Below are 20,208 nucleotides of genomic sequence, written 5' to 3'. Positions count from 1 at the left end.
GAAAGAGCCGATCCATGAAAGAGACCGTCCTCCAATACGAGTTGTCCGATGCCGAGGTGTCCCGGATACGGGAGGAGGTGGCCGGACTCGCCGCCTCCCTGCCCGACCCGGCGGACCCGGCCCGCTACGACGACAACCGCTTCGCCGACGCCGGACTGCCGCCACGCCTGAAGAAGTTCCTGGAGACGTTCCGTCGCACCGAGTCGGCCGCCGGCCTGCTCATCCACGGCTTCCCGGTCGACGACATCGCCGTCGGACCGACCCCCGGCCACTGGGACCAGCCAACGGACCCCACGGCCACCCTGGAACAGGAACTCTTCCTCGCCATGTGCGCGACCGCGCTCGGCGACCCCTTCACCTGGTCCACCCTGCAACTCGGCCGGATGATCCAGAACATCCTGCCGATCTACGGCGACGAGGAGCGCCAGAGCGGCCACGGCAGCGCCACCCTGCTGGAGTTCCACACCGAGGACGGCTTCCACCCCGGCCGCTGCGACTACCTGCTGCTGTTCGGCATCCGCAACCACGACCGGGTGCCGACCATCCTCGCGTCCGTCCGGGACGTCAAGCTCAGCCGCGAGGAACTGGCCCTGCTGATGCGTCCGCTGTTCCACATCCTTCCCGACGACGAGCACATCCGGCAGCTCCAGCTGCGCCACCCCGACCACCCGGCGCTCGCCCGCATGGAGCAGATGCTGCACGCACCGGACGCCGTGCCCGTCCTGTTCGGCGACCCCGACCAGCCCTACATCCGCATCGACCTGCCCTTCATGCGCTGCGCCTCCGACCAGCCGGCGGCCGAACGAGCCGTGCACACCCTGATGGCCGAGCTGGAGCGGGTGCAGCACACGGTCGTCGTGGAGCAGGGCTCCCTGCTGATCGTCGACAACTACCTGGCGGTGCACGGCCGCAAGGCGTACCCCGTGCGCTACGACGGGAGCGACCGCTGGCTGAAGCGGATGATCGTCAGCCGCGATCTGCGCAAGGCGGCCCCGGTGAGCCAGGCGACGCGCGGCCGGGTGCTGTTCTGACCCCTGCCGGCCCCCTCGCGTCCGGGCCCACCGCCCCTCCACCTCCTGTACCCGCACGTGCGACCAAGGAGTCAGACATGCGCACCGTCGTCATCACCGGCGCGTCCAGCGGCATCGGCCGCGCCACCGCCCTGCGCTTCACCGAGGCGGGCGACCACGTGGTCGGCCTGGACATCAAGGCACCCGAACCGGACGGCCACCCGGCCGGACGGTGGATACGCGCCGACACCGCCGACTGGGACGCCGTACGGGAGGCCCTCGCCGACGTCCACCGGGAGACCGGGCGCCTCGACGTGGTCATCGCCAACGCCGGCATCAGCGTCCGGCACGGCGTCCTCGACATCGAGGAGAAGGACGCCCGCCGCATCACCGACGTCAACCTCCTGGGCGTCCTCGGGGTCTGGCAGGCCGCCGCCCGCATCATGACCGGACAGGGACACGGCGTCCTGCTCGCCACCGCGTCCGTCAACGGCCGCCGCGGATACCCCTATTACGCCGACTACAACGCCACCAAGGCCGGCATCGTCGCCCTCACCCAGACCTTCGCGCTGGAACTCAGCCCGGTGGTGCGGGTCGCCTGCGTCAGCCCCGGCGGCGTCCTCACACCCATGCAACTCGCCGAGTACACCGAGGAGATGCTCGCCGAGACCAACGCGCGCATCCCCGCCGGACGGCACGCCGACCCCGCCGAGATCGCCGCCGCCTTCCACTATCTGGCCTCCGCCGAGGCCGGCTTCCTCACCGGCCAGGAACTCGTGATCGACGGCGGGGAGACCGCCGGTGCCACGACGTCCGCGTACGGCACCGCCGTACGGGCCGGACACTGACCGGACGGGGGAGCAGTCCGCATGCAGACCTCCGCCCCCGGCGCCGCGCGCCCCACCCGGGGCACCCCGGCCACCGGGCTCGACGTCGTGGTGACGGGCACCTCGTCCGACGCGCACACCTGGAACCTGATCTACCTCCAGCTCCTCCTCGCCGAGTGGGGACACCGGGTGACCAATCTCGGGGCCTGTGTCCCCGAGGACCTCGTCGTCACCGAGGCGCTGGCGCACCGCCCCGACCTCGTCGTGGTCAGCAGCGTCAACGGCCACGGCGCCGCCGACGGACTGCGGCTGATCGCACGGGTGCGCGCCGAACCGCGGCTCGCCGCGCTCCCGGTGGTGATCGGCGGGAAACTCGGCACCACGGAGGACACGGCACGGTCCTGGCTGCCGAGCCTGCGGGCCGCCGGGTTCACCGAGGTGTTCGACGAGAGCGACGGGACACCGCCCTTCCGCCGCTATCTCGACGCGCTCACGGCGGGGGTGCGCCGCTGATGGACGCCCCGATCAGCGGCGGGTTCGGCGCGTTCGTCCGCGGCGCGCGTGAACTCGTCGTCCAGCCCCGTATGGGCTTCGGCTCACCGGAGCGGATGCGCCGGGGCCTGCTCGCCACCCGCGACGCGGACGCCACCGCGGTCGGCACGCTCACCCTCGACAGCTACACCCGGGTCGGCGACCTCACCGCCGCCCGGCAAGCCGTCGCCGAGGGCACCGACCTCAACGGTTACCCGATCCTCACCCACGGCCCGGCCGCCACCCGCCGGATGCTCGACGGGATCGACGGACCCGCCTTCCCCGTCCAGGTGCGGCACGGCTCCGCCGCCCCGCAGAACATCGTCCGCGGCCTGCTCGCGGCCGGACTGCACGCCACCGAGGGCGGCCCCGTCTCCTACTGCCTGCCGTACAGCCGCACACCGCTCGCCGACGCCGTGGACAACTGGGCCCGCTCCTGCGAACTGCTCGCCGAGGCCCGCCGGCCGGGCGTCGAGCCGCACCTGGAGTCCTTCGGCGGCTGCATGATGGGCCAGTTGTGCCCGCCCGGACTGCTGGTCGCGCTGTCCGTGCTGGAAGGGATGTTCTTCGTCCGCCACGGGCTGCGCAGCATCTCCCTGAGCTACGCGCAGCAGACCGACCCGCAGCAGGACGAGGAGGCGGTCCGCGCGCTGCGCGCCCTCGCCGCGGACCTGCTGCCCGGCGTCGACTGGCACATCGTCGTCTACACCTACATGGGCGTCTACCCGCGCACCCCGTCCGGCGCCCGCGCCCTACAGGACCGGGCGGTGCGGCTCGCGGTACGGGCCGGGGCGCAGCGGCTCATCGTGAAGACCACGGTGGAGGCGCGCCGCATCCCCACCATCGCCGAGAACATCGCCGCGCTGGAGACCTCGGCGCACACGGCCCGCACCGTCCGCCCCGGCGGCCCGGGCGCGCCGGACGGCGGCGACCGGGACACCCAGGTGTACGCCGAGGCCCGCGCCCTCGTCGAGGCGGTGCTCTGCGCCGGCCCCGACATCGGCCGCGCCCTGCTCACGGCGTTCGACCGGGGCTGGCTCGACGTGCCGTACTGCCTGCACCCCGACAACGCCGGCCGCAGCGCCGGCTTCATCGACGAGCGGGGCCGGCTGGGCTGGAGCTCCATCGGCGCCATGCCGATCGGGCACGTCGCCGGCGCCCGCCCGGCCGCCGCCCTCACCAGCAGCGGTCTCCTGGACGCGCTGCACTACGTCGAGACGCGCCTGGACCTCGGCGAACTGGCCGGGGCCGGCCCGGACCGCGAGCCCGTGCGGGCCCGCTCGTGAAAGCGGCCGAGCCCGTACGGGCCCGGTCGTGAGAGCCCCCGGCGAGCCATCCGACCACGGGAGTCCACCCATGCGAGAGAGCGATACGACATGAGCGCACTGCATGCCCCCGGCTTCCCGGAGGACGAGATACGGGCCAGGGCCCGGCAGGGCGCGGCCCGCGTCTTCCCGCCCGCGTCCGCGTACGGCGGCGAACTGTTCGGCGCCGACGGGCGCACCCGGGACGACGAACTCGACCGGACCCGGCTGGTGCCGCCCGCCTTCGTGCCGCGACGGCTGGAGAAGCTGATCGAGCTGGCCCGCGAACCCCTGTACCGGGATGTGGACACGGCCACCGACATCGGCGGATTCCCGGCGGCGCTCCCGGTGTACGTCTCCGCGTTCGGCTCCACCCAGGTCGCCAGCCGCGACCTGGGAGTGGCCGCCGCCCGGCAGGCGGCCCGGCTCGGCATCCCCATCGTCGTCGGGGAGAACATCGGCCCCGTCAACGGCACCGGACGGCTCGGCGAACGCGAGGGCCGCACCCTGCTGGGCCGCATCGCCGCCTACCAGGACGCCCTGGAGGGCGCCGGCGGCGTGGCCGTACAGCAGTCCACCGAGGACGCCGACGCCGAGATCTGGAACCTCGTCTACAGCGACCCCTCCGTGCAGCCGCTGCTGGAGGCCGGGCGGCTCGCCTTCGAACTCAAGGTGGGCCAGGGCGCGAAACCGGGGCTCGGCGGCATGACCGTCGTCGACGCCGCGGACGCCGAGCGGCTCCAGGAGCAGTACGCCGTCGAGCCCGTCCTCGGCGAGGGCACCTCCCGTGTGCTGCGCAGCGGCAGCCCCGGCACCTTCACCGAGGAGATCCTCGCCCACCAGGTCCGCCTGATGCGCAACAACTTCCCCCGGGCCAGGATCTGGGTGAAACTGCCCCCCGCCCGCGACGTGCGGGAGGCGGCCGCCACCGCCTGGGCGGCCGGCGCCGACTCGGTCACCGTCGACGGTGCCGAGGGCGGTTCCGGCTGGGCCCCGCTCGCCTTCCTCGACGACGTGGGCCTGCCGCTCGCGGAGTGCCTGCGCCGGGTACGGCCGGGGCCCGGGGAGTGCCTGCTCGTCAGCGGCCGGATCTGGGAAGGCGCCCGCGCCGCCAAGGCACTGGCCGCCGGGGCGCGCGCGGTGGGCCTCGGCCGCGCCGCGCTGCTCGCCGTCGACGAGGACCCGGAGGCGGGACTTGACCGGCTGGTGGCGGCCCTCGCCCTCGAACTACGCCTGATCGTCAGCGCGTTGGGCAAGTACCGGCCCCGCGACCTGGACACCGACGACCTGTGGCACCCGGACACCCCCTACCCCGCGCCCCGGCCCGTCACCACGACCGCCCGCACGCCCTGACCGACTCGCCGGGCGGCGGCGAAACTTCCCGCCACCTGCCTCGCCAACTGCCTCTTCGAGGGCCGATCCGTTCCTACGATCGAGGTGGCCCCGGGCCACGTGTCCGGTTCCCGCACCGACCAGCCGTCCGCCCACGACAGACGGGACAGCACGATGTCGAACCCCTTCGAGAACGAGAACGGGCAGTACCTGGTCCTCGCCAACGACGAGGAGCAGCACTCGCTGTGGCCCGCTCAGATCGACGTACCGGCCGGCTGGCGCACCGTACACGGCGTCGACAGCCGCGCCGCGTGCCTGGAGTACATCGAGACCCACTGGACCGACATCCGCCCGGCGAGCCTGCGCCGGGCCATGGACCGGACGGCCGGCTGACGATGACCGGTCCCCTGCTCCAGGACACCACCGTGGTCCGGCCCGTACCCCGGCCGGACGCCGACCGCTCCCTCGTCTGCCTCGGCTTCTGCGGCGGCGGCACCGGGTCCTACCGGCCATGGCTGCCGTCGCTCGGCGAGGGCACCGACCTGGCCCTCGTCTGCTACCCGGGCCGTGAGGGCCGCTTCGCCGAGGAGTTCGCCCCCGACTGGGACGCCCTCGCCGAGGACGCCACCGACGCCGTGGCCGGCGCCGCGGCCGCCGCACCGGAGCGCCCCTACCGTCTGTTCGGCCACAGCATGGGCGGCTGGATGGCCTTCGACGTCACCGTACGGCTCGCCGAGCGGGGCACCCGGCTGCCGGAGCGCCTGATCGTCTCCTCCTGCAACGCGCCCGACCGCGGCGTCACCGAACGCGACCGCTTCCCCCGCCTGGAGGACACCGAGGGAAGCCTCGTGGAGTGGATGCGGACCATCGGACTGCTGCCCGACTACGCGCTCGACGACCCCGACCTGCGGGAGATGGCGATCGAGCTGATGCGCGCCGACATCACGGTCCGCGACTCCTACCGGCCCCGGCCCGGCGTCACCACGTCCGTACCGGTGCATGTGCTGTACGGCGCGGACGACGCGGTCATCGAACCGGCCGTCGCCGAGCAGTGGGCGCGCTGCGCCACCGGCGGACTGCGCGTGGACGCGCTGCCCGGCGGCCACTTCTACACCCCGTCGGTGTGGGAGGCCCTGCCCGACCACTTCGCCGACGCCGAGCCGGAGGAGGGCGCGCGATGACACCCCACTGGACAGAGGAACCCGGCGCCCCGGTCACCGCCGTCGTCGAGGGCCTGCCGGACGCGGCCGCCGCCGCGGACTGGATCGGCACCCGCCGGGACGAGCTGCGCCGCGTCCTCGCCCGGCACGGCGCGCTGTATCTGCGCGGGCTCCCGGTGCGTACCGCCGCCGACTTCGCGCTGGTGCGGGACGCCCTGTTCGCCGAGCGCGCCAAGTACCAGGAGAAGGCCACTCCGCGCAGCGACTTCGGCGACGACGTGTTCTCCTCCACCGACCTGCCGCCCGCGCAGGCCATCCGGATGCACAACGAGAACAGCTACACGCTGACCTTCCCCCGCCTGCTGCTGTTCGGCTGCCTGACCGCTCCCGCGGAGGGCGGCGCGACACCGGTCGCCGACGTCCGCCGGGTCCTCGACCACCTGCCCGCCGACCTCGTCGACCGCTTCCGCCGGCACGGCTGGTCCCTGGTGCGCAACTACGCCGAGCACATCTCGCTGGACTGGCGTACCGCGTTCGCCGGCAACTCCCGTGCCGACGTGGAGCGTTACTGCGCCGCCCACGCCATCGACTTCACCTGGGGCGACGACGACACCCTGCGCACCCGGCAGGTACGGTCGGCGACCATCCGCCATCCGCACACCGGCGAGGAAGTCTGGTTCAACCACGTCGCGTTCTGGAGTGAGTGGGCGCTCGACCCCGACATCCGGGACGTACTGGTCGGTGAATTCGGCCGGGACGGACTGCCGTTCAGCACGGCCCTCGGCGACGGCACGCCGCTGACCCCCGAGGAGGTGGCTGTGCTGGACGCGGCCTACGAACGCGCCACCGTGCGGCGCACCTGGCAGGCGGGTGACCTGCTCCTCGTGGACAACATCCTCACCGCGCACGGCCGTGACGCCTTCCGCGGCGACCGGAAGATCGTCGTCGCGATGGGCGAACCGGTCGCCCTCGCCGACTGCACCCCCTCCGTGCCCGCCCTGGCCGAGCGCGCCTAGGGCCTCTCGTTTGGATCATGCCGGGCTCGCGGGCCCTGGTGCCGCGCCTCGCGGCGTTGTCGTCGGTTGCCATGGCTCCGCCATGTCGCCCTCCTCCGCCTTGCGACGCACGGCACCAGACCCCGCTCCCTGATCCGGCCTGATCCAAACGAAAGACCCTAGCGTCTTCCGTTCGCGTCAGGCCGGCGTCAGGGGAGTCCGGCACCCACCGCCCGAGCCGTTCGAGCGGAGCGCCCCGCGCCGCCACGGCCGCCCCCATCCGAACGGCAGACCCCCGACCGGCCCCACCGCGACCGGCCCCCGAGAGGAGCCCCTCCATGCCCGCAACACCGCCCGACGCCCCGTCACCGGCCGGCGGCACGGCCACGGCTGCCGCCCCGCGGCCGGCCGCACCCGGCGCCGCCGGTACCCGCCCGGGGCCCTCGTCCGCCCCCGCCCGTGACCTTCTGCACGGCTTCCGGGACGCCGTCGCGCGGCACCCCTCGCGGGACGCCGTCGTGGGGGCCGACGGCACCACGGTCGGCTTCGGCGCTCTCGACGGCCGGGCACGACGGCTGGCGGCCGCCCTCGTCGCAGCCGGCGTCCGGCCCGGACAGCACGTCGGTGTCGCCCTGGGACGGGAGCCCGCCCTGGTCGCGGCCCTGCTCGCGGTCTGGCGGGCCGGCGCGGCGTACGTCCCCCTCGACCCGGCCCACCCGCAGGCCCGCCTCGACGACATGGTCGAGGACGCCGGCATCCAGGTCGTCGTGACCTCCGACCCGGCCCGGAACTGGCGGGACGGCGTGCGGATCGTCGCCCCCGACGAGGAGGCCACCTTCCCCGTCCCGGACGCCGAGGTGCCCGACGACGCCCCCGCCTACGTCATCTACACCTCGGGCTCGACCGGCCGGCCCAAGGGCGTCGCGGTGACACGCGCCGCCGCCGCCCGGCTGGTGGCCGCCCTGGAGGAGCGCGGCCACTACCCCGACCGGCCCGCCCGCGTGGCCTGGAACGCGAGCGTCTCCTTCGACGCCTCCGTGCAGCAGTGGGCCCGGGTCTGCCGCGGCGACACGCTGCTGCTGATCGCCGAGGACCAGCGTGCCGACCCGGCCGCGCTCGCCGCGCACCTGCTCCGCGAGGGCGCGACCGACCTCGACGTGACCCCCTCGCACTGGTCCGTCCTGCGGGACCGTATCGTCGAGGCCGCCGAACAACTCCCGGACGGGCTATGGCTGTTCGTCGGCGGCGAGGCGATCCCCCAGCCCATGTGGCAGGACCTGGCCGGCCTCGGCGACCGGGGGACCGTACACGCCCTCAACCTGTACGGGCCCACCGAGTGCACCGTCGACTCCACCACCTGCCGCGTCGAGGGCGCCGAACCGCACATCGGCCCGCCGCTGCCCGGCGTCGGCGCCCACGTCCTCGACGAGCGGCTGCGCCCCGCCACGGAGGGCGAGCTGTACCTGACCGGCCCCACGGTCGCGCTCGGCTATCTGCGCCGCACCGCCCTGACGGCCGAGCGGTTCACCGCCTCGCCCTTCGGCCCGCCCGGCAGCCGCATGTACCGCACCGGCGACCGGGTCCGGCGCCGTGCGGACCGCGGCCTCGCCTACCTCGGCCGGGTCGACCACCAGGTCAAGGTGAACGGCCTGCGCATCGAACTCGGCGAGATCGAGGCCGTTCTGACGGACCATCCGGCCGTCGCCGCCGCGGTCGCCGTCGTACGGGAAGACCCCCGGCTGGGCCGCGCCCTGGCCGCCTACTGGGTCCCCGCGCCCGGCGCGGACCCCGACCCGGAGCCGCTGCGCCGCCATCTCGGCTCCCGACTGCCCGCCCACATGGCCCAGTTGTCGCTGACCGCCCTCGACGGCCTCCCGCTGGGTGTCGGCGGCAAGGTGGACCGCACGGCCCTGCCCGAACCGGCCGAGCGGCAGGAGCCGGGCGGCTCCGGCGCCGCGCCCGAGGGTGACCTGGAGACCCTGATCGCCGGTGCCTGGCAGAGTGTCCTCGGCCGTGAACGGGTGCTGGCCACCGACGACTTCTTCGCCCTCGGCGGGCACTCGCTGCTCGCGCTGCGCGTGATCGCCGACCTCAAGAAGCAACGCGGTGTGGTCATCCCCACTCGTATGATCTACCAGCATCCGCAGTTGCGCGATCTCGCCCGCGCGATAGCGGATCGCAGCGATCACTGAGTGCCGCCGCCCCTTACGGAAAGGCCCCGCCTCCATGCGGACATCCCGAGCCTCCCGCGTCTCGCTGTACGGACTGCTGAGTGCCTACACCGTCTCGTTGCTCGGCACCCGGCTGACCATGATCGCGCTGCCCTGGCTGGTGCTCGTCACCTCCGGCAGCGCGTCGCAGACGGGGCTCGTCGTCTTCGCCGAGGCACTGCCGCTCGTGCTCGGCAAGGCGCTGGCGGGGCCCTTGATCGACAGGTTCGGAGCCCGCAGGTTCAGCATCGCCGCCGATGTGGCCAGCGCCGCGGTGATCGCCATGATCCCGGTCTGCCACTGGCTGAACGCCCTGCCGTACGGACTGCTGCTGGCGCTGTCCACCCTGCTCGGGCTGGCCCGCGGGCCCGGCGACGTGGCGAAGCGGACCCTCACCCCGGAGACCGCCGAGGCGGCCGGTATGCCGCTGGAGCGGGTGAGCGGCATGGTGGGCACCCTGGAACGCCTGGCCGGCACCGCGGGACCCGCCGTCGGCGGCGCCGTGGTCGCCTTCTTCGACCCGGTGTGGGCGCTGGCGGCCAACGCCGTGACCTTCCTGGTCTCGGCGCTGATCATCGTCACCACCGCGCCCCGCGGCACCCCGGCACCGGCGGCGGAAGCCACCGCCGCGGCGCCCGACGAGGAGCGCTATCTGGACCGGTTGCGGGCCGGGATGCGGTTCCTGCGCCAGGACCGGCTGCTGCGGTCCATCGCCGTCATGCTGAGCGTCACCAACCTCATCGACGCGGCGTACGGCTCCCTGCTCATCCCGGTCTGGGCGAAGGAGACCGGCGGCGGCCCGGCCGCGATCGGCGCCCTCGGCTCGGTGTTCGGCATCGCCGCGGTCGGCGGCTCCGCGCTCGCCACCGCGCTCGCGCACCGGCTGCGGCGCCGGCCGACGTACGTCATCGCCTTCCTCCTCGCCGGGCCGCCCCGCTTCCTGGTGATGGCCTTCGGCCTGCCGCTGTGGACGGTCCTCGCGGTCGCCGTCGTGGACGGACTGGCCATCGGCTTCGTCAACCCGATCCTGAACGCCGTGATGATGGAGCGCATCCCGCGCCCCCTGCTGGGCCGGGTCTCCGCGCTCACCGACTCCGTCGGCTCCGCCGGCGTCCCGCTCGGGCCCATCCTCGCCGGCTTCGTCGTGACCCTGGCGGGCCTCGGCCCCGTCCTGCTCGGCTGCGCCGCCCTCTACCTGGGCAGCACCGTGCTGCCCGCCCTGCGCCCGCACTGGCGCGAACTCGACCACCGGCCGGCGCCCGCGGTCACCCCCGAGCCCGACGACCGCAAGGCCCCCGCACCCTGAGCCCGTCCCGCACCCTGAGCCCGTCCCGCACCCCGGGCCAGCCCCGCATCCCGAGCCCGTCCCGCAGCTTGAGCCCGCCCCGCACGTCGCCGAAGAGCACCTCGCCGAAGGCACGAAAGGAAAGAGGCACATCATGAGCAGTGGCAACCTGAGCGCCGCCCGCCTGAAGGGCGACTTCGACGTCGAGCGGCTGCTGGCCGAACTCGCCGTCCTGGAACGCACCCAGTGGGCGGCGCAGCGTACCTACGGCGAGAGCCTCGAACCCAGTGAGGACACCGTCCTCGACTGGCGGGTGCTGCCGCTGCGCAGCCCGGACGGCCGCGCCGACCGCACCGACCCCGGCGGGCTCGGCCTCGTCGAGTACAGCGCCACCCCCTGGCTGGAGAAGACCCCCTACATCCAGTCCATCCTGGAAAGCCTGCCCACCGAACTGCGCGCCGTACGGCTGATGTCGCTCGGCGCCGGCGCCGAGGTCGACGAGCACCGCGACCAGCCGTACGGGCTCGCGGCCGGCTGGGTCCGGCTGCACATACCGTTCGTCACCAACCCCGAGGCCGTCCTCACCCTCGACGGACAGCCCCACACCTGGCAGCCCGGCACCTTCTGGTTCGGCGACTTCTCCCGCCCGCACTCGGTGCGCAACGGCGGCTCCGAACGCCGCGTCCACCTCGTCATCGACGCCTACGTCAACGCCGAACTGCTGGAGCTGTTCCCGGCCGAGTTCCGTGACCGCGTCCGCTGGTCCGAGGTGCTGCTCAACCGCCCCGAGATCGCGCTCACCGAGGACGAACTGGCCGGATTCCAGAGCAGCTTCGCCATCCCCGACGCCTTCCTCTACGGCGAGCCCGAGGAACTCGCCGACGACGCACGCCCCGACCGGCCCGCGCGGCTGCGGCTCGACGGCGGCCGGCTCGTCCTGGAGGTCGACGACGAGCCGCGGGCGGCGCTGGTGCACCTGGGCGAGGGCGAGTTCCGTGCCCTCGGCTGGACCGCGGAGCGCACCGTGAAGGCCGAGGCGGCCGGTGACGGACTGCGGCTGCGCTTCCGGATGCGCCAGGGCAGCCGGATGGAAGAGACCGTCCGTACCGCGGCGACGGCCGCGGCCTGAGCCGTGCCGTACGGCACCGGCGCGCTGCGCGACCCCCCTCGGGTCCGTGCGTTCGACCCGGCGGCGGTCACCGGCCGGCGGCTCACCCCGCCGGCGCCGGGCGGGCCCGCGCAGCTCTGGCTGCTGCACGCCGGACGGCACCGCGCGGCGGTCGCGCGGGCGGCGCCCGAGGTGCTCGACGCGGGGGAACGCGCCCGCGCCGCGGCCCTGCGCGTACCGGCCGACCGGGAGTGCTACCTCGCCACCCATCTGGGGCTTCGCCTGCTGCTCGGCGCCTACCTGGGCGTGCGGCCCGCGCGGGTGCCGCTGACCCGGCGGGCGTGCCCGCTGTGCGGCGGACCGCACGGGCGGCCCGGAGTGGCGGGGGACCCGCTGCACTACTCCCTCAGCCACAGCGGCGGCCTCGGTCTGCTCGCCTTCGCCGCCGTCCCGGTCGGCGCGGACGTGGAGGCCGTACCCGCGCCGGACGCGGTGGCCGAGGCCGCCGACGTCCTGCACCCGCGCGAACGCGACGAACTCGCCCTGCTTCCCCCGTCCGCACGCCCGCCCGCCTTCGCCCGGGCCTGGGTCAGAAAGGAGGCGTACCTCAAGGGAGTCGGGGTGGGCCTCGCCCGGGCCCCGTCGTCCCTGTACGCCGGCACCGGCGCCGAACCCGCCGGCACCGACGGGGCCTGGCTCCTCACCGACGTCCCCGTCGGCCGGGGCGCGGCGGGCGCGGTGGCCGAACGGGTGGACCCGGAGCCGCACGGCACGCGGGACGGCACGGTACGCACGGCACGGTGAGCGGGACCGGCCGCCGCGCGCGGGGACAGGACGGGAGGTGGACGACGCTCGATGGAACCGACGGCACCGGCCCTGACGGCCCGGCAATCAAAGGGACTTGACGCCGGGAAGGTCGCGCAGACCGCGCAGGGGAGCCGCCAGCAGCGGAAGGACCGCCGCCACCAGCGCCCCGGCGACGATCCACATCGTCGGACGCGGCCCCACGGCGGAGTTCAGCGCCCCGGCCGCGACGGCGCCCAGCGGAACGGTGCTGAAGTTGATCAGCAGCGCCGTCGAGGTGACCCGGCCGAGGAGGTCCTCCGGGCAGTACGACTGGCGGAAGCTCACCGTGATCACGTTGCAGGCCACGAGCCCGGCCATCGTCACGGTCGAGCCGATCACGAACAGCGCGAGCCGCGGCCCCGGCGCCGTGAGGGGAATCAGCAACCCGAAGACCGAGGAGACGAGTTGGGCGGCGACGAGGCCACGGGCGGTGCCCCACCGGCCCGCGATCCGGCGGGCGCACAGCACCCCCAGCACCCCGCCGACCGCGCCGCAGGAACCGAGCAGCCCGACCGCGCCCGCGCCGAGCCCCACCGAGCGGACCAGAAAGACGATGTACGTCGCCTCGTACCCGGCCAGCGCGAGATTGGCCGCCGCGCCGAACGCGATGACGGCCCGCAGCAGCGGGTCCCGGCCGATGAAGCGCAGCCCGGTGGACATCTCCTCGCGCAGCCGGACCCGCGCGCCGGAGCGCCGCGGCTCGTCGGCCCGTATGCGGCGCAGACACCACGACGAGACGAGGAAGGAGACGGAGTCCAGCAGCAGGCCCGGGACCGTGCCGAGCAGTTGGGCGAGCAGCCCGCCGGCACCCGGCCCGGCGATCTGGGCGAGATGCTCGCCGCCCTGCAACTTGGTGTTCCCCTCCAGCAGTTCGGACCGCTCCACGAGGGCCGGCAGACAGCTGGAGTACGCGGTCGAGAAGAACACCGAGGCGATACCCGTGAGGAAGGCCACCAGGAGCAGCTGCCCGAAGGTCAGCACCCGCAGCCACCAGGCGGCGGGCACGCTCGCGAACAGCGCCGCCGACGCCAGGTTGCACACATGCATGACCCGGCGCCGGGGCCACCGGTCCACCCAGGCGCCGGCCGGCAGTCCGACGACCAGCCACGGCAGCCAGGGCGCGGCCGTCAGCAGCCCGACCAGGGCGGGGGAGGCGTCCAGCGTCACCACCGCCGTGAGCGGGAGCAGCACCGAGGTGATGCTCGTACCGAACTTGCTGACGGTCTCGCCGACGAGCAGCAACCGGAAGTTCCGATGAGCGAACAGGCCGCGCCGGGCGGTGCTCGCGGAGCCGGTGACGAGCGGTCTTCCCTCAGCGGTCATGGCGGCCGGGACGCTCCCAACTCCGTTGGCCGATAGAGAAGTTCACGCTACACGAGCAACACGGCCCGCCCGGGCCGGACGCCACGCCCCCTGCCCACGCGAGGAATCCGATGACCGACGGCCCGCCCGACACGTTGACGCGCTTCCTGGACGGCGTCCGGCGCCACCCGGACCGTCCCGCGGTCCTCACCCCCACCGGCGGCCTGACGTTCGCCGGACTGCACGAGCGGGTGGAGGCGCTCGCCGCCGCCCTGCGGCGGGCGGGCGCGGGGCCCGGCACGGTGACCGGCGTCGCCCTGCGCCGCTGCCCGGACCTGGTGGCGGCGCCCCTCGCCGTGTGGCGCACGGGATCGGCCTTCACCCTGCTGGACCCCGCCCACCCCGGAGCCCGGCTGCGCGCCCTCGCGGAAGGGGCCGGCACGACGGTGGTCGTGGCGGCGGGCGGCCACGACTGGGGACCGGGTGTGACGCGGGTCGACCCGCAGGCCGCCGAGGGCGCGCAGGCCGAGGGCGCGCAGGTCCCGCCCGGGCGGGGGTCGCTGCCGGAGTGCGCCGTCCCGCGCGATGCCATCGCCTACGTCGTGCACACCTCCGGCTCGGCCGGCCGGCCCAAGCCCGTCCTGGTCTCGCACGCCAACGTCGCCCATCTCGTCGGCGCGCTGGAGAGCGCCGGCTGCCACCCCGCCGCGCCCGGCCGGGTGGCGTGGCTCGCCGGGCTCTCCTTCGACGCTTCCGTGCAGCAGTGGCTCAGGGTCTGCCGGGGGGACACGCTCGTGCTGCCCGACGAGCGGACCCGGCAGGACCCGCGCCGCCTCGCCGCCTTCCTGCGCGCGGCGCGGGTCACCGACCTCGACGCCACGCCGTCGCTGTGGGCGCTGCTGCGCCCCCACCTGGTCCGGCGGGCACCCGGTGAACTCCCGCTGCGGCTGCACCTGGGCGGCGAGCCCGTACCGCCCGCCATGTGGGAGGACCTGGTGACGCCGGCCGCCGACGGCTCGGTCACCGCCCTCAACCTGTACGGCCCCGCCGAGTGCACGATCGACGCCACCGCCGCACCGGTCACCGGCCCCGCCCCGGTGATCGGCGGCCCGCTGCCCGGCGTACGGGCGCACCTGCTGGACCGGCGGCTGCGGCCCGTGCCCGACGGGGAGAGCGGTGAGCTGTACCTCGCGGGCGGCCAGGTCGCCCTCGGCTACGCCGGCCTGCCCGCGCTCACCGCCGCGCGCTATGTCGCGGAACCGGGCGGCCCGGCCGGCTCCCGCATGTACCGCACCGGCGACCGGGCACGCCGCTCGGCGTCCGGCGCCCTGGTGTACGAGGGCCGGGTGGACGACCAGTTCAAACTGCACGGCGTACGCATCGAGCCGGGCGAGATCGAGGCCGTCCTCGCCGGACATCCGGCGGTCGCCCGCGCCGTGGTCGCCTTGCGCGAGGACCGGCCGGGCGACCGGCGCGTCGTCGCCTACGTCACCGCCCGCGCCGACGCGGACCCGCCCGGCCCGGCGGAACTGCGCGCGCACTGCGCCCGCCTGCTGCCCCCGGTCCTTGTGCCCTCGGCGGTCGTCGTCCTCGACGCCTTCACCCCCGCACCGGGCGGCAAGGTGGACCGATCCGCGCTGCCCGCGCCCGACTACGCCCGCGCCGGCCGCGGCGGCACCCCGAACGGCGCGCGCGAACGGCGGCTGTGCCTGCTGTACGCGGACGTCCTCGGGGTGCCGCGAGTGGGCCCGCGGGACGACTTCTTCGAGCTGGGCGGCCACTCGCTGCTGGCGATGCGGCTCATCGGCCGGGTCCGCGCCGCGCTGGGCACCGAGGCGGAGGTACGCGACCTCTTCGCGGCCCCGACCCCCGCCGCCCTGGCCGAGCGGCTGGGCGCCGCCGCACCTTCCCGCCGGCCCGTGCTCCGCCGCCTTGCGCGGCCCGCCCGCCTGCCCCTGTCCTACGCCCAGCGCCGCCTGTGGTTCCTCGACCGGCTGCACGGGCCCGGCGCCTCCTACAACGAGCACATCGCCCTGCGCTTCGAGGGCCCGCTGGACCGCCCGGCCCTCCGGGCGGCCCTGCACGACGTCGTCGTACGGCACGAAGTGCTGCGTACCGTCTTCCCCGACGAGGGCGGCGAGCCGTACCAGCACATCCTCGGCCCCGCCGGGTCCCGTCCGGACCTGCCCCTGTCGACCGTCACCGAGGACGGCCTCGCCGACGCGCTGCGCCACGCGGCGGATGTCCCCTTCGACCTGGCCCGGCAGGCCCCGCTGCGCGCGGCGCTGTTCCGCCCGGCGCCCGGCACCCATGTCCTGCTGCTGGTCACGCACCACATCGCCAGCGACGGCTGGTCCCTCGGCCCGCTCGCCCGTGACCTGGCCCTCGCCTACCGGGCCCGCCACGCCGGCCGCGCCCCCGACCGGCCCGAACTGCCCGTCCAGTACGCCGACTACACCCTGTGGCAGCGCGCGCTGCTGGGCGACCCGGACGCCCCGGACAGCCTCCACAGCCGTCAACTGGCCTACTGGCGCAAGGAACTCGACGGCCTGCCCGAACGCCTGCCACTGCCCGGGGAGCGGGCCGCCCGCGCCCGGCGCGCCGGCGGGCAGGACGCGAGCGGCCGGGGCGGGACCGTCCCCTTCACCTGCGACGCCGAACTCCACCGGGCCCTGCTGGAGTTGGCGCGCGAGCACCGCTGCACCCTGTTCATGGTGGTCCGCGCCGGACTCGCGGTGCTGCTGACCCGGCTGGGTGCCGGGCACGACATCCCGCTCGGCGTCGCGAGCGCGGGGCGGGGCGATCCCGCCCTCGACGACCTCGTGGGCTTCTTCGTGAACACGCTCCTGCTCAGGACCGACACCCGCGGCAATCCCACGTTCCGCGCGCTGCTGGAACAGGTCAGGGAGACCGGCCTGGCCGCCGCCGAACACCAGGACCTGCCCTTCGACCGGCTCGTCGAGGACCTCAACCCGCGGCGCGCGGGCCACGACCAGCCGCTCTTCCAGGTCATGCTGGCCTTCCAGAACACCGCTCACGCCGACTGGGACTTCGGTGCCGGGCTGACGGTCACGCCGCACGCCGTGGAGCGGGACCGGGCCAGGTTCGACCTGGCCCTGTCGGTCACCGAACTGCACACCGCCGACGGTGCTCCCGGCGGGCTGCGCGGCGAACTGGAGTACTCTCTCGACCTCTTCGAGACGGCCTCCGCACACCGGCTGGCCGCCCGGCTGACCGCCGCCCTGCGGACCGCGGCCAGTGACCCGGACCGCCGCATCGACCACTACGACCTGCTGACCGAGGAGGAGCGCCCGCGGCCACCGGCCACCGCGGCACCCGCGCTCCCCGAACCCCGCGCGGCCCTCGACCTGTTCGAGGAACGGGCGCTGCGCGCGCCGGACGCCGTCGCCGTGTGCTTCGAGGGGCAGCGGGTGAGCTACGGCGAACTCGACGCCCGCGCGGGCCGGCTCGCCCACCGCCTCGCCGCGCGCGGTACCGGTCCCGACGACGTCGTCGCGGCGCTCCTGGACAGGTCGGTCGAACTGATCGTCGCGGTGCTCGCGGTGTGGAAGACGGGAGCCGCGTTCCTGCCGGTCGACCCCCGCTACCCCGCCGCCCGCATCGCCCACATCCTCACCGACGCGTGCCCGGCGCTGCTGCTGACCGCCGCGCGCACCACCCTGCCCGATGCGGCGTCCGCGGCGTCGGTGCCCCGGCTGGACGTCCTGGACGCGGAGCGGGAAGACCCCGCGCGCCCCGCCACCGGCCCGGACCCCGCGCGCCGTCCGTGCCCGGACCCCGAACGCCGTTCGTGCCCGGACCATCTCGCCTACGTGATCTACACGTCCGGCTCCACCGGCACCCCCAAACCCGTCGCCGTCACCCGGGCCGGATACGCCAACCTCGTCGCCCACCAGGCGGCCACCCTGAACGTGGGCCCCGAGAGCCGGGTCCTTCAGTTCGCCTCCGCCGGGTTCGACGCCTTCTTCTGGGAGGTGGGCATGGCCCTCACGGCGGGCGCCGCCCTCGTCCTGGCCCCGGCGGCCCGGCTGCTGCCAGGACCGGACCTCGTCCGGCTCGCCGACGAGCACGCGATCAGCCATCTGACCGTACCGCCCGCCGTCCTCGGCGCCCTGCCGCCCGACGCCCTGTCCGGCGTCACCACCATCGTCGTCGCGGGCGAGGCGTGCGGCCCGGAACTCGCCGCCCGCTGGTCGAGGGGCCGCGTCCTCCGCAACGGCTACGGGCCCTCCGAGACGACGGTCTGCGCCACGATGAGCGAGCCGCTGCGCGGCGACGGGACCCTCCCGCCCATCGGCGACCCCGTGCGCGGGACACGCGTGCACGTCCTGGACGAGCTGCTGCGTCCCGTCCCGACGGGCGTGACCGGTGAGCTGTACGTCGCCGGCGCCGGACTCGCGCGCGGCTACCGCGGCCGCCCCGGCCGGACCGCGGAACGCTTCGTCGCCGACCCGTACGGTCCCCCCGGAACCCGCGCCTACCGCACCGGCGATCTGGCGCGCCGCACCTCGGACGGCCGGCTGGAGTTCGTGGGCCGCGCCGACGACCAGGTCAAACTGCGCGGCCACCGCATCGAGTTGGGAGAGGTCGAGGCCCATGTCGCCGCCGCCGACGGGGTGGCCCAGGCCGCGGTGGTGCTCCGGGAGGACCGGCTCGGCGAGCCCGCGATCGTGGCGTACGTGGTCCCCGAGGCCCCGCCCGGCCCGGCCGACGGCGGCGAGAGCGGACGCGTCGAGGACTGGCGCCGGCTCCACGAGGCCGTGTACACGGCGCCCGGCGCGGCGGACCCCGGCGAGGACGACTTCACCGGCTGGCACGACAGCCGCGACGGCACCCCCATCCCGGTCGAGGACATGCGCGAGTGGCGGGACGCCACCGTCCGCCGCATCCGGGAACTGCGCCCCGCCCGCGTGCTGGAGATCGGCGTCGGCAGCGGCCTGCTCCTCACCGAACTCGCGCCGCACACCGCCGAGTACTGGGGACTCGACTTCTCCGCCGGGGCGATCCGCCGGCTGCGCCCGCGGGTGGACCGGCTCGGACTTCCCGACGGCCGAGTGGTGCTGCGGCGGCAGACCGCGCACGACGCCACCGGCATCCCGGCCGGCCACTTCGACGTGGTCGTCCTCAACTCCGTGGCGCAGTACTTCCCGAGCGGCGGCTACCTGGCCCGCGTGCTCGACGCGGCCGGGCAGGCCCTGGCCCCCGGCGGCCGGGTCTTCGTCGGCGACGTCAGAAACCTCCGGCTGCGCGACCGCGCCCGCCTCGCGGCCGACGGTGGCGCCCGGGACGTACCGGAACTCCTCGTCGACCCCGACTACTTCGCCGCCTACGCGGCCGGCTCCGGCCGGTTCACCACCTGCGACGTGCGGTTGAAGCGCGGTGAACGGATCAACGAACTCACCGCGCTGCGCTACGACGCGGTCCTGGGCACCGGTCCCGCCCCGGACGACCCCGCGCCCGGCCTCGTGCTGCGCTGGGGCGCCGACGCCCGCACCCCGGACACCGTCGCGAGCATCGCCCGCACCCGGCGTCCCGCGCGCTTCACGGTCACCGGTGTGCCCAACGCCCGCGTGACCGGCTACCTCCCCGGTCCGGCCCGCTCCCGCCGCGCCGGCGCCGACCCCGAACACCTCGCCCGGCTCGGCGAGGAACTCGGCTACGCCGTCGCGCTGCGCTGGCCCGCCGACGGCGACGACACGTGCTTCGACGCCGAGTTCACCGCGGGCGGGGCCACTCCCGACCGCCCGGTGCGCCACCCGGGGCACCGCGACCTCGCGCGCTACGTCAGCGCCCCGCGCACGGCGGCCGACGAGCACCGCGTCCGCGCGGCGGTGCGCCGCCGGGTCGCCGCGTTCCTGCCCGACTTCATGATGCCGTCGGCCGTGGTGGTCCTGGACCGCCTCCCGCTCGGCCCGCACGGCAAGACGGACCGCGCGGCCCTGCCCGCTCCGCCCACCGCGCGGCCCGACGGGCCCACGGGCCCCCGCCGTCCGCGCACGGACCGGGAGAAGGCCCTGTGCGCGATGTACGCGGAACTGCTCGGCCTGGACGAGGTCGGCACCGACGAGAGCTTCTTCGATCTCGGCGGCCACTCGCTGCTCGCCACCCGCCTGGTCAGCCGCATCCGCGCCGACCTGGGCGTCGACGTCCCGGTGGGCACGCTGTTCGACGCGCCGAGAGTGGCCGATCTCGCGCCGCGCCTGGACGGCGCGCGCACCTCCCGGCCACCGCTGCGGCGGATGCGCCCCACCGAGTGAGACCCGCCCGGCGAGGCCGG

At 75.1% G+C, this 20,208-nt stretch carries 14 protein-coding genes; 13 read left to right on the top strand and 1 reads right to left on the bottom strand.

Going from position 1 to position 20,208, the window contains the following annotated elements; translation table 11 throughout:
* Positions 1-14 precede the first annotated feature (14 nt).
* From gntD to GHR20_RS06480, 12 genes are all read left to right on the top strand, one after another.
* Positions 15-1,031, top strand: a complete 1,017-nt coding sequence (gene gntD / locus GHR20_RS06535; RefSeq protein WP_153812601.1) for a guanitoxin biosynthesis L-enduracididine beta-hydroxylase GntD — start codon at positions 15-17, stop codon at positions 1,029-1,031.
* A gap of 77 nt (positions 1,032-1,108) precedes the next feature.
* Positions 1,109-1,858: an SDR family oxidoreductase gene (locus GHR20_RS06530; RefSeq protein WP_111586270.1), complete on the top strand. Its 750-nt coding sequence runs from the start codon at positions 1,109-1,111 to the stop codon at positions 1,856-1,858.
* Positions 1,859-1,879: 21 nt separating this feature from the next.
* The gene (locus GHR20_RS06525; RefSeq protein ID WP_111586271.1) at positions 1,880-2,350 is read left to right on the top strand and encodes a cobalamin-dependent protein; all 471 of its coding nucleotides are present in this window, start codon (positions 1,880-1,882) and stop codon (positions 2,348-2,350) included.
* Positions 2,350-3,654, top strand: coding sequence for a methylaspartate mutase (locus tag GHR20_RS06520; protein ID WP_153812600.1), 1,305 nt, complete (start codon positions 2,350-2,352; stop codon positions 3,652-3,654). The genes GHR20_RS06525 and GHR20_RS06520 overlap by 1 nt, the downstream gene beginning before the upstream one ends.
* 90 nt (positions 3,655-3,744) lie before the next feature.
* Positions 3,745-5,025 carry a glutamate synthase-related protein gene (locus tag GHR20_RS06515; RefSeq protein WP_153812599.1) on the top strand — a complete coding sequence of 427 codons (1,281 nt, stop codon included), beginning with the start codon at positions 3,745-3,747 and terminating at the stop codon, positions 5,023-5,025.
* A 153-nt stretch (positions 5,026-5,178) separates the two neighbouring features.
* A complete protein-coding gene (locus tag GHR20_RS06510) occupies positions 5,179-5,397 on the top strand; it encodes an MbtH family protein (RefSeq protein WP_111586341.1) in 219 nt (72 codons plus the stop codon).
* A 2-nt stretch (positions 5,398-5,399) separates the two neighbouring features.
* Positions 5,400-6,185, top strand: a complete 786-nt coding sequence (locus tag GHR20_RS06505; RefSeq protein ID WP_153812598.1) for an alpha/beta fold hydrolase — start codon at positions 5,400-5,402, stop codon at positions 6,183-6,185.
* Positions 6,182-7,180 (top strand): TauD/TfdA family dioxygenase, encoded by a 999-nt coding sequence (locus tag GHR20_RS06500; RefSeq protein WP_153812597.1) that lies wholly within the window; start codon positions 6,182-6,184, stop codon positions 7,178-7,180. Before GHR20_RS06505 ends, GHR20_RS06500 begins: the two co-directional genes overlap by 4 nt.
* Before the next feature lie 317 nt (positions 7,181-7,497).
* Positions 7,498-9,351 carry a non-ribosomal peptide synthetase gene (locus tag GHR20_RS06495; RefSeq protein WP_153812596.1) on the top strand — a complete coding sequence of 618 codons (1,854 nt, stop codon included), beginning with the start codon at positions 7,498-7,500 and terminating at the stop codon, positions 9,349-9,351.
* Positions 9,352-9,385: 34 nt separating this feature from the next.
* Positions 9,386-10,675, top strand: coding sequence for an MFS transporter (locus GHR20_RS06490; RefSeq protein WP_153812595.1), 1,290 nt, complete (start codon positions 9,386-9,388; stop codon positions 10,673-10,675).
* Between the two features lie 133 nt (positions 10,676-10,808).
* The gene (locus tag GHR20_RS06485; protein WP_153812594.1) at positions 10,809-11,783 is read left to right on the top strand and encodes an aspartyl/asparaginyl beta-hydroxylase domain-containing protein; all 975 of its coding nucleotides are present in this window, start codon (positions 10,809-10,811) and stop codon (positions 11,781-11,783) included.
* A 3-nt stretch (positions 11,784-11,786) separates the two neighbouring features.
* Entirely contained in the window at positions 11,787-12,566 is a 780-nt protein-coding gene (locus tag GHR20_RS06480) for a 4'-phosphopantetheinyl transferase superfamily protein (RefSeq protein ID WP_153812593.1), read from the top strand.
* Between the two features lie 87 nt (positions 12,567-12,653).
* On the opposite strand, the gene GHR20_RS06475 is transcribed toward GHR20_RS06480, so the two are convergent.
* A complete protein-coding gene (locus GHR20_RS06475) occupies positions 12,654-13,931 on the bottom strand; it encodes an MFS transporter (RefSeq protein ID WP_153812592.1) in 1,278 nt (425 codons plus the stop codon).
* Between the two features lie 110 nt (positions 13,932-14,041).
* Here GHR20_RS06475 and GHR20_RS06470 point away from each other — a divergent pair, with 110 nt between their 5' ends.
* Entirely contained in the window at positions 14,042-20,188 is a 6,147-nt protein-coding gene (locus tag GHR20_RS06470; RefSeq protein ID WP_153812591.1) for a non-ribosomal peptide synthetase, read from the top strand.
* Positions 20,189-20,208: the final 20 nt, after the last annotated feature.

Source organism: Streptomyces sp. SUK 48 (assembly GCF_009650765.1).
Taxonomy (GTDB): Bacteria; Actinomycetota; Actinomycetes; order Streptomycetales; family Streptomycetaceae; genus Streptomyces.
The sequence above is the reverse complement of the archived record's forward strand: the minus strand, read 5'-3'. Positions and strand labels throughout refer to the sequence as shown.

Coding starts and splice junctions, on each gene's coding strand:
- GHR20_RS06485 (WP_153812594.1), top strand. CDS start 10,809: ATGAGCAGTGGCAACCTGAGCGCCGCCCGCCTGAAGGGCGACTTCGAC.
- GHR20_RS06520 (WP_153812600.1), top strand. CDS start 2,350: ATGGACGCCCCGATCAGCGGCGGGTTCGGCGCGTTCGTCCGCGGCGCG.
- GHR20_RS06470 (WP_153812591.1), top strand. CDS start 14,042: ATGACCGACGGCCCGCCCGACACGTTGACGCGCTTCCTGGACGGCGTC.
- GHR20_RS06500 (WP_153812597.1), top strand. CDS start 6,182: ATGACACCCCACTGGACAGAGGAACCCGGCGCCCCGGTCACCGCCGTC.
- gntD (WP_153812601.1), top strand. CDS start 15: ATGAAAGAGACCGTCCTCCAATACGAGTTGTCCGATGCCGAGGTGTCC.
- GHR20_RS06530 (WP_111586270.1), top strand. CDS start 1,109: ATGCGCACCGTCGTCATCACCGGCGCGTCCAGCGGCATCGGCCGCGCC.
- GHR20_RS06525 (WP_111586271.1), top strand. CDS start 1,880: ATGCAGACCTCCGCCCCCGGCGCCGCGCGCCCCACCCGGGGCACCCCG.
- GHR20_RS06490 (WP_153812595.1), top strand. CDS start 9,386: ATGCGGACATCCCGAGCCTCCCGCGTCTCGCTGTACGGACTGCTGAGT.
- GHR20_RS06515 (WP_153812599.1), top strand. CDS start 3,745: ATGAGCGCACTGCATGCCCCCGGCTTCCCGGAGGACGAGATACGGGCC.
- GHR20_RS06495 (WP_153812596.1), top strand. CDS start 7,498: ATGCCCGCAACACCGCCCGACGCCCCGTCACCGGCCGGCGGCACGGCC.
- GHR20_RS06475 (WP_153812592.1), bottom strand. CDS start 13,931: ATGACCGCTGAGGGAAGACCGCTCGTCACCGGCTCCGCGAGCACCGCC.
- GHR20_RS06510 (WP_111586341.1), top strand. CDS start 5,179: ATGTCGAACCCCTTCGAGAACGAGAACGGGCAGTACCTGGTCCTCGCC.
- GHR20_RS06505 (WP_153812598.1), top strand. CDS start 5,400: ATGACCGGTCCCCTGCTCCAGGACACCACCGTGGTCCGGCCCGTACCC.